General features: G+C 68.6%; 8 protein-coding genes and 1 tRNA gene. 4 read left to right on the top strand and 5 right to left on the bottom strand.

Annotated features, from left to right (window positions below; translation table 11 throughout):
• Positions 1-23 precede the first annotated feature (23 nt).
• Positions 24-2,030 carry a DUF262 domain-containing protein gene (locus ACTHNQ_RS02645; protein ID WP_440330875.1) on the top strand — a complete coding sequence of 669 codons (2,007 nt, stop codon included), beginning with the start codon at positions 24-26 and terminating at the stop codon, positions 2,028-2,030.
• A 57-nt stretch (positions 2,031-2,087) separates the two neighbouring features.
• Here the strand turns inward: ACTHNQ_RS02645 and nagE are convergent, their stop codons facing one another.
• The 3 genes from nagE to ACTHNQ_RS02630 form a co-directional block, all read right to left on the bottom strand.
• Positions 2,088-4,022: an N-acetylglucosamine-specific PTS transporter subunit IIBC gene (gene nagE, locus ACTHNQ_RS02640; protein ID WP_440330874.1), complete on the bottom strand. Its 1,935-nt coding sequence runs from the start codon at positions 4,020-4,022 to the stop codon at positions 2,088-2,090.
• Positions 4,023-4,187: 165 nt separating this feature from the next.
• Positions 4,188-4,261, bottom strand: a tRNA-Ile gene (locus ACTHNQ_RS02635).
• A 28-nt stretch (positions 4,262-4,289) separates the two neighbouring features.
• Complete coding sequence (locus ACTHNQ_RS02630) at positions 4,290-5,408, bottom strand: DMT family transporter (RefSeq protein WP_440330873.1); 1,119 nt, start codon at positions 5,406-5,408, stop codon at positions 4,290-4,292.
• Positions 5,409-5,450: 42 nt separating this feature from the next.
• Between ACTHNQ_RS02630 and def the strand changes: the two genes are divergently transcribed.
• From def to ACTHNQ_RS02615, 3 genes are all read left to right on the top strand, one after another.
• Positions 5,451-6,017: a peptide deformylase gene (gene def, locus ACTHNQ_RS02625; RefSeq protein WP_026305457.1), complete on the top strand. Its 567-nt coding sequence runs from the start codon at positions 5,451-5,453 to the stop codon at positions 6,015-6,017.
• An 87-nt stretch (positions 6,018-6,104) separates the two neighbouring features.
• Complete coding sequence (locus ACTHNQ_RS02620; protein ID WP_440330872.1) at positions 6,105-6,548, top strand: DUF6153 family protein; 444 nt, start codon at positions 6,105-6,107, stop codon at positions 6,546-6,548.
• A gap of 81 nt (positions 6,549-6,629) precedes the next feature.
• Positions 6,630-7,232: a DUF305 domain-containing protein gene (locus tag ACTHNQ_RS02615; RefSeq protein ID WP_440330871.1), complete on the top strand. Its 603-nt coding sequence runs from the start codon at positions 6,630-6,632 to the stop codon at positions 7,230-7,232.
• Between the two features lie 51 nt (positions 7,233-7,283).
• Here ACTHNQ_RS02615 and ACTHNQ_RS02610 read toward each other — a convergent pair whose 3' ends face one another.
• Together ACTHNQ_RS02610 and ACTHNQ_RS02605 are read right to left on the bottom strand one after the other, a co-directional pair.
• Entirely contained in the window at positions 7,284-7,919 is a 636-nt protein-coding gene (locus ACTHNQ_RS02610; protein ID WP_440330870.1) for a DUF1345 domain-containing protein, read from the bottom strand.
• 35 nt (positions 7,920-7,954) lie between these two features.
• Positions 7,955-8,623, bottom strand: a complete 669-nt coding sequence (locus ACTHNQ_RS02605; protein ID WP_440330869.1) for a hypothetical protein — start codon at positions 8,621-8,623, stop codon at positions 7,955-7,957.
• Between the last annotated feature and the right edge of the window lie 536 nt (positions 8,624-9,159).

The raw sequence follows: 9,159 nt of genomic DNA, 5'->3' as shown, positions 1-9,159 counted from the left end.
CGCCCTCATAGACTGGGAAGGCTATGGTCACTGCCACGAACGTCGACGCAACTGCTGTCAACACGGTCGGGTGGCTGTCAGCCGCGGACTGGACGATCGTCGTGCCGGTCTACCAGCGGCAGTACCGGTGGGATATCGGCGGGTGCGAGCAGCTCCTCTCCGACATCCGCGCGGTGGCAGACCTCGACGACCGTCACATGCACTTCATCGGATCCATCCTCTCCTCTGCCAGCGGCGAGGGCTCCGACGCGGAGCTGGTGCTCATCGACGGTCAGCAGCGCACGACGACGCTCATGCTCCTGGTGGCGGCCCTGCATCACACGGTGCGCGAGTCCGATCCTGGGCTGGCCGATGAGCTGCAGCGCGTCCTCGTGCACTCGCACGACGCCACGCGCACGAAGCTGCGCCCGCACCGGGCGTGGGCCTCGGTGTTCGAGCGCGTCGTGCTCGATCTCCCGCTTCCGCCCGGCGAACAGCGGGACTCGCGGTTCGACGACAACTACGCGTTCTTCCGCAGTCAGATCAGCCGCGAAGAGGCCGCGCACATCTGGCGCGGCCTGCAGAAGCTCGAGCACGTGGCGATCACCCTCGGAGCCGGCGCGAACGCCCAGCAGATCTTCGAGAGCCTGAATTCCACGGGCGAGCCGCTGCGCGACCACGAGCTCATCCACAATTACGTCCTCATGGGGCTCACGCACGCCGAGCAGCGCGAGATCGAGTCGGACTACTGGCAGCCGATCGAACGGAACACCGGTGACGCGATCGCCGAGTTCTGGCGCCAGTACCTCGTGATGCGGACCGGCCGCGAGGTGACGGTCGTCGGCGGACGCGGCGTCTACGACGCCTTCCGGGCGGAGTTCCCCCGCCTCGAGTTCGCCGATCTCGTCGCACACGCCGAGGAGTGGCGGGCCTTCTCGCGCGTCTACCGAGTGCTATTGCATCCGCAGGAGGATCCGGATGCCGGCATCGCCCGGCACATCGCCTACCTGAACACGTTCGGCACGGGCATGTACCCGCTCGTGATGCGCGTCTATCGCGACGTCGAGCTCGGTGTCACGGATCGCGCGGAGCTCATCGAGACGCTGAAGATGGTCCAGTCGCTGCTCGTGCGGCGCTCGGTGGTCGGCACCGGCACCGACCGGCTCGTGGCACGCCTGTGCCGCGCGCGAGCCGAGGGTCGCGACGCACTCGTGTCGGCGATCTCGCGCATCACCCCCTCTGACGAGCGCATCGCCGTGGCGCTGAAGTACTCCGAGCTCCCCCACGCGGCCTACATCCTCGGCCGGATCGCGGGCGTCGACGGCGCGGGCGGGCTGGACGTCGAGCACATCTTCCCGCTCGCGCCCGGCGACGGCTGGTCGGGCGACGGCGTTCGCGAGTGGTCGTCGTACAGCGACGACGAGCAGAACAGCCACCGCGCCCTGGCGAAGACGATCGGCAACCTGACCGTCCTCGAAGAGGACCTCGCCTTCCGCGCGCTCGACCGATCGTTCCCCGAGAAGCGGGGGCTCTACGCGCGGAGCGCCGTGCCGACGACGGCCGAGCTCGCGGAGCTCCCGGCCTGGGGCACCGCGGCGATCGCGGAACGCTCGACGCGGCTCACGGAGCGCTTCGTCGAGGTGTGGCGGCGTCCCGGCGGTCCCGCGATCGACGACGACGGGCTCACCCCGATCCTCGACGCCGTGCGCCGCCGGGGCTGGCCCGCGGGATGGCACCGCGAGTGGTCGTACGTGGAGTACTGCGGCGAGCACTGGGAGGTGCCCGACGTCAAGTACCTCTTCAACCGGGTGTTCAAGCGGCTGTGGGCCGACGCACGTGAGGCCGTGGTCGCCTACAGCGCGCGGCGCGGCGGGCCGGTGTACACGGCGCAGTCCTGGAACGGCCAGTGGGACCGCCTCGACGACGACCACTCGCTCTACATGGGGTGGGACTCCAGCTACATGCTGGCCGCCGTCCAGGGCGTGCTCGAAGAGGCCGGGCTCGCGCCCGAGGTCTTCGTCAAGTACTCGTACATCGGCGCCGCGATGTGAGAGAGGGAGTGGATGCCGCGGGCTGCGGCATCCACTCCCTCTCTGTCGTGCGGGTCCTTACTCGAACGCGACGGTCGCGTTCTCGTTGTTGAGCACGATCACCGGAGTGATCGACGGGTGGCCGGCAGCCTGGATCTTCGAGAGGTCGAAGCGCAGCAGCGGAGTGCCCGCCGTGACCTTCTGCCCCTTCTCGACCAGGGTCTGGAAGCCGTCGCCCTTCATGCCCACGGTGTCGATGCCGACGTGGATCAGCAGCTCGGTGCCGTCCTCGAGGACGAGGGCCACCGCGTGGCCGGTGTCGAACGTCGCGCCGATGGTGCCGTCAGCGGGTGCGACGACGGTGTCACCGGTCGGCTCGATCGCGAGGCCCGGACCCATGATCCCCTGTGCGAACGTGGGGTCGGGAACCTCCGAGAGAGGGACGACCCTGCCCTCGAGCGGCTGGCGCAGCGTGACGGTCGCCTTCGCGGTGTCGGTGAGCACCGCGGTGCTGCCGGCGGCCGCTTCGACGGCGGGCTCGGGTGCGGCGCCCTGCGGCGCTTCGGCCTGACCCGTCATGATGGCCTCCATGGCGTCCTTCACGAACTGGACGTTGGTGCCGTAGACGACCTGAACGGACTTGCCGCCCGGCTTCATCGTGCCGGCGGCGCCGGCACGCTTGAGCGCGGCGTCGTCGACCTTGCTGACGTCGTCGACCTCCAGCCGCAGGCGCGTCGCGCAGTTCTCCAGGTCGGTGATGTTCTCCGTGCCGCCGAGGGCGGTGAGGAACCGGCCGGCGGTGACGAGGTACTTGTCGTCGGTGGCCGACGTGTCGTACTCCGTGCCTTGCGTGAGGGTGTCGTCGTCTTCACGACCCGGCGTCTTGAGGTTGAACCTCTTGATGAGGAAGTAGAACACGCCGAAGTAGATGAAGAACCAGAACACGCCCATCACCGGGATGAGCCACGGGTTCTGCGCCATGGGGTTCATCCAGCCGAGGACGAGGTCGATGAAGCCGCCCGAGAAGCCGAAGCCCATGCGCACCGGCAGGATCTGACTGATCGCCATCGAGATGCCCGTGAACACCGCGTGCACGACGTAGAGCAGGGGCGCGACGAACATGAACGCGAACTCGAGCGGCTCGGTGACACCGACGAAGAACGACGAGATCGCACCGCCGAGCAGGATGCCGTAGGCGATCTTCTTCTGCGTCGTCCGCGCGGTGAGGTACATCGCCAGCGCCGCGCCGGGAAGGCCGAACATCATGATCGGGAAGAAGCCGGTCATGTACTGGCCGGTGACCCCGTACGTGCCCTCGCCCGCCAGGAAGTTGTTCAGGTCGTTGATGCCGGCGACGTCGAACCAGAACACCGAGTTGAGCGCGTGGTGCAGGCCGACCGGGATCAGCAACCGGTTCAGGAAGCCGTAGATGCCGGTGCCGAACGGGCCGAGCGTGACGATCCATTCGCCGAACGCGACGAGGCCGCCGTAGACCCAGGGCCACACGAAGAACAGCACGATGGCGACGACCAGCGAGAAGCCTGCGGTGACGATCGCGACAGAGCGCTTGCCCGAGAAGAACGACAGCGCATCAGGGAGCTTGGTGTCCTTGAACTTGTTGTAGCAGTACGCGCCGATGAGGCCGCAGATGATGCCGACGAAGACGTTCTGGACCTTCAGGAAGGCGGGGTCGACCTCGTTGACGTCTCCGACGCCGGTGAACAGTGCCACGGTCTCGGGCTTCAGAAGGGTCGTGACCGTGAGCCACGACACCAGACCCGCCAGCGCGGATGTGCCGTCGGACTTGTTCGCCATGCCGATCGAGATGCCCACGGCGAACAGGAGCGCCATATTGTCGAGCAGGGCACCGCCCGCGGCGCCGAGGAATGCAGAGACGAGGTTGTCGCCCGCTGCGGACTTGATCCAGTAAGAGATGCCGGCGAGGATCGCGGCGACCGGCAGCACAGCCACCGGGAGCATGATCGATCTGCCGAGCCTCTGCAGGAACTTCATTGTTGCCTCCGTCGAGGAGTCAGGGACAGGTTGCTGTCGATGACGCTACAGCCAATCGGCCCGCCAAGTCAGTAGTTCTCCCCCCGAAAGTAAGGAGGGTGAACGAAATCGCCCAGAGGGGACGACGAAGGCCGCTGCTCCGGGGAGCAACGGCCTTCGCGAGGGTAGGGCGGGTGGGACTTGAACCCACGATCGTCGGGTTATGAGCCCGCTGCCTTGACCAGCTTGGCCACCGCCCCGCGCGCGTGCGCGCACACGAGCCTACCGTCAGCGGTCCTCGCTGTTGCCGCTGCCGTCGCGCCCTGCGGCGTCCTTGTCGGCGCGATCCTTCACCGGAGGCTCGGGCCACACCTTCGAGACGGCTTCGGTGACCTTGACGGAGCCGGTGCGCGGGTGCGCGGCATCCGGCGATTCGCCGTGGCTGCCGCGCTGGATCGGCAGCTCCTGACTGTCGCTGACGACCTGCGGATGGTGGCGCGCCAGCTGGAACACACCCCAGACGGCGATGGCGCCCACGATCCCGAACGAGATGAACACCCACAGCGGCGCGCCGGCGGCCTCCTGCAGGATCGTGAGGCCGATGATGATCGCCACGATGGGGTCGACCACGGTGAGGCCGGCGACGACGAGGTCGGGCGGCCCCGAGGCGTACGCGCTCTGCACGAAGTACGCCCCGACGATGGCGGCGACGAGCAGCGCCCCCAGGCAGGTGAACGTCAGCCAGTCGAAGTCGGACGCCTTGATGCGCTCGATGATCACCTTCGCGAGCGTCGCGACGAAGCCGTACAGTACGCCCGCGGCGATGATGTAGAACAGCGGCCCGATCCGCTTGCGCAGCCACAGCCACAGTCCCGTGAAGACGATCGCGACGACCGCCAGGAGCAGGAGGATCGTGATGAGCTCGGCATCCGACACCGGCTTCTCGGTCGCGAACAGAGCCGCGATGGCCACGAAGATGAAGATGCCGCCGACGCAGGCGCCGATGGCGATGAGCGACCGCCGCGTAGGCTTATGCCCGCTGATCTGGGCGTTCAGGAGCGTCGTGATGACGAGCGCGATGGCGCCGAGGGGCTGCACGACGATGAGCGGGGCGAACGCGAGAGCCGACAGCTGGCAGGCGATCGCCAGCCCCAGCATGAGCGTGCCGATCACCCACGACGGGCGGGCGAGCAGCTTGAGCAGATGACTGAACTCCAGTCCGCCGCTGCCCGAGGATCCTGTCAGACGCTCGACCTTGGTGACGCCGCGGTGCTGGTACTGCGCACCGAACGACATGAACACCGCTCCGAGCAGCGCGAGCGGGATGCCGATGAGGATCCCGGGATTCTGGAACGCGCCGACGAGCTGATCGCCTACGTCCCCGAGCTCATCCGCAGTCCACACCACCCTTCGACACTAGCCGGACGTGCCGCTGGGTAGGCTCAAGGCGTGGCTGTTCTTCCGATTCGCATCATGGGCGACCCCGTCCTGCACTCCCCCGCATCGCCCGTCGGCGAGATCACGGACGAGATCCGGACGCTCGTCGCCGACATGTTCGAGACGATGGATGCCGCACCCGGCGTGGGCCTCGCGGCTCCGCAGGTGGGCGTGCCGCTGCGCATCTACACCTACACGTACGCCGACGACGAGGGGAATCCGTGGCGCGGCGTCATCATCAACCCTGAGCTGTGGATGCGGCCGACCGAGCCCGGCTCCCCCGATCCGGACGAGGAGTCCGAGGGGTGCCTGTCGTTCCCGGGCGAGCGGTTCCCGCTGCGACGCTCCGACGAGGTGCTCGTGACGGGCATCGACCTCGAAGGCGAACCCGTGCGCATCCAGGTCGACGGCTGGCGCGCGCGCATCATGCAGCACGAGTTCGATCACCTGGACGGCATCCTCTACGTCGACCGTCTCGACGACGGCGACTGGAAGACGGTGCAGAAGATCGCGCGCAAGCGCGGCTGGGGCCGCCCCGGCAGCGCCTGGACGCCCGGCGTCGACGACCTCGAAGCCTGATCCTTCCCCAGGACGGCATACCCCGGTAGGGTATGCCGTAAAGTGGTGCGCACGCGGTCGTCCGTGCCGCCGTCGGGAGGAGAGTGGATGCCGCACCCCCACGTCCTCCCACGCCCGCGGGTGATCGGACTCGCGGTGCGGCTGCTGTTGGCCGCCGGCATCATCGCGGGGCTGCTGGGCATGCACGTGATGATGTCGCCGACCGCGCACGCCGCGCACAGCGCGACGACGGTCACGATGACGAAGTCGCCCGTCTCGCCCCACGGCGAGCACGCGGCAGTTCATCCTCCTAGTGACGACTGTTCCGCATCGGCATGCGCCGACGCCCTCCCGAGGCCGGACCCCGGCGTCTGGGCCGTCGTGTGCGTCCTCGCGCTGCTGCTGACCGCGCTGCTGGCAGCACGGCCGGCCGTCTTCTGGCGCACGCCGCCGCGCCGTGCGGACGCGGCGGACCGCGGAAGCCGGGTCGCGGGCGACAGCGGGCCGCGGCATCCGCCTTCCCTCATCGTCCTCTCCATCAGTCGGACCTGATCGGCCTCGTGCCCGGCGCGACCGGGCGAAGCTCCACCGCGCCTACGCGCGGGATCAGAGACCGAACGGAAGAGAGAAGACATGAACACCCGTACACGCGCGCTGCTGGCAGCGCTCCCCCTCGTCGCCGCCCTGGGTCTCGCCGGGTGCACCGGCACCGCCGGTGAGGCCGGAGACATGCCGGGCATGGACCACGGCTCGCAGGCCCACACGGAGTCCACGGCCGGTGCGACGCCCGCCGACATCATGTTCGTGACCATGATGATCCCCCACCACGAGCAGGCCGTCGAGATGGCCGACATCGTCCTCGCGAAGGACGGCGTGGATCCGCGGGTCGCCGCGATCGCCGAGCGCATCCAGGCCGCTCAGGGGCCCGAGATCGAGCGCATGCAGGGCTGGCTCGAGGACTGGGGTGTCGACCCAGACTCGGCGGGAGCCGGAATGGCGCATGGCGACGGCATGATGACCGAAGACGACATGAGCGCCCTGCAGGAGGCGGACGGGGCGACGGCCGGGCGGCTGTTCCTCGAGCAGATGGTCGTGCATCACGAGGGCGCGGTCGAGATGGCGCAGGCGGCGCTCGACGACGCGGCGGACGCCGAGGTGCTCACCCTCGCACAGCAGGTGATCGACGACCAGACGGCAGAGATCGCCGAGATGCGGCAGCTCGCCGAGAGCCTCTGACGGCAGGGACCGGGAAGGCTCGGCCGAGCCTTCCCGGTCCTCACGCGCCGTTCACCCGAGACTCGTGACGAGGTTGATCACCGTCGCGAGGATCACGGCGCCGAAGAGGTAGGCGAGAAGCGTCTGGGCGATCACCGTCCGGCGGATGGCGTTGGCGGTGACGTCCGTGTCGGCCACCTGGTAGGTCATGCCGAGACCGAGCGAGAAGTACGCGAAGTCCGTGTAGACCGGGTCCTCGTCCTGGTTGAACTCGATCCCGCCGCCGGGCTCCGCGTAGTACATGTGCGCGTAGCGCAGCATGTAGTCGACCTGGATGAGCCCCCAGGATGCCGCGACCGCGACGACCGACGTGCCGGCGAGGAGGAACGACGTCAGCTCGTCGGCGTGGCGTGCCTGGAAGAGCACCACCGCGACCGCACCCAGGCTCGCGATGCTGCCGACGAGCGCGATGAGACGGGTCAGACGCCGGCTCGGATCCTCGACGGTCGCATGCGAGCGGGTCTGTGCGGCATCCATTCTCCAGACCTTCGGCACGACGATCAGCAGGCTCGTCAGCGACAGCGCCGCCCAGCCTGCCAGCAGCCCGGCGGCGAGGCCGAGCAGCGGCGTCACGGCGACGCCCACGACGGCGCCGGCGGCGAGGGATGCGACGCCACGGGTCAGGATCGCTGGTCTCGACTCGGCCATGGCCGAATCATGTCACCGCGGTCCCGGCGGGCCCGTCAGGACGCGGGCGCGTCGGCGCGGCGGTTCTGGCGCTCGACCCAGCGGCGCAGCTCCGCATCCGCGCCGGGCGGCGCCTGCGCGATCACGTTCATCCCCTGACGCACGAGATGCGTACCCGCCCGCATCGGTCCCCAGATCCGCGCCGTCGACAGTGCGCCGGTGTCGACGTCGCGCACCTGCACCTGCGTGCTGTCGCTCGCCGACCGTCGCCGCGCCTTCCCGGCGACGTGCTGCACCACGAGCACCGGCAAGCCGTGGGCCGACGCCGTCGCGAGCACGGTGTCGAGGTCGTGCGCAGCCCACTGGCGGCGGATGCTCCGCACGGTGACCAGGGCGACCGCGACCACGGCGATGGTCGCGAGCCCCGTGGCGACGAGCCAGAGGCTCGCGAGAGCGAGCAGGGCCGCCCACAGGACGTTGCCGCGGAACGCCAGGAGGATCGCGGCAGCCGACGGGACGAGCGCGAGGAAGAGCCAGGGGGCGGGCACCGCCACGGGGAACATCCACGGCTCGTGGCCGAACAGGACCGTCAGTGAGACCCAGGCGACGACGCCCGCGTACACGGCGAGCACCGTCAGCAGCGGAACGGAGCGGTAGATCGGCCGCGGGGCGGGAACGGAACCCTCGACCGCGACCAGCGGTGAGGACTTGGCGCGACCCGGCATGACACCCCTCGTTGAACGGACCCGAGAACGAAGAAAGCCCCGGGGGTGGAGCCCCGAGGCCTTCGCTCCCCCACTTGGACTCGAACCCGAAGACGACACCTGACAGATCAAGGGGCGACGGGGCTGAACGGCCATCCTAACGCGCATCCTGACAATCTGACGCTCGTATGGTTGCGTTCAATTGCCCACAGTTGTGGGCAGGAAATGGGCACCGCGCCCGGTCTGGTGACCTTCCAGAGCTCACGCGATCGCATCCTGACGATGCATGCGACAACGCCCACCTTTTACCCGCTGAGTTCCTTTGAAGCTCTCCTGTGCGCAGCGCCTTCGGTCACCCAACCGAGCCTCAGGACCTCAAGGACCGGTTGGACTGGTGCGGTCAGGCATCGCCAGTACTCCTTCGTTTGCGCGACTCGATCCAGGCGACCACATCGCTCTCGTCGTAGCCGACAGACCGCCCGCTGATCTTCACAAAGATCGGTCCGCGACCTTCGAATCGCATCTGCGCGAGAGCTGCCGGCGTGATGCGCAGCACC

It is taken from the genome of Microbacterium sp. (assembly GCF_051953575.1).
GTDB lineage: Bacteria > Actinomycetota > Actinomycetes > Actinomycetales > Microbacteriaceae > Microbacterium.
This window is presented reverse-complemented; position numbering and strand designations above follow the sequence as displayed.

Bases quoted from the DNA above. Each gene is read 5' to 3' on its own strand.
- ACTHNQ_RS02610 (WP_440330870.1), bottom strand. From the start codon at position 7,919: ATGGCCGAGTCGAGACCAGCGATCCTGACCCGTGGCGTCGCATCCCTC.
- nagE (WP_440330874.1), bottom strand. From the start codon at position 4,022: ATGAAGTTCCTGCAGAGGCTCGGCAGATCGATCATGCTCCCGGTGGCT.
- ACTHNQ_RS02615 (WP_440330871.1), top strand. From the start codon at position 6,630: ATGAACACCCGTACACGCGCGCTGCTGGCAGCGCTCCCCCTCGTCGCC.
- ACTHNQ_RS02645 (WP_440330875.1), top strand. From the start codon at position 24: ATGGTCACTGCCACGAACGTCGACGCAACTGCTGTCAACACGGTCGGG.
- ACTHNQ_RS02605 (WP_440330869.1), bottom strand. From the start codon at position 8,623: ATGCCGGGTCGCGCCAAGTCCTCACCGCTGGTCGCGGTCGAGGGTTCC.
- ACTHNQ_RS02620 (WP_440330872.1), top strand. From the start codon at position 6,105: ATGCCGCACCCCCACGTCCTCCCACGCCCGCGGGTGATCGGACTCGCG.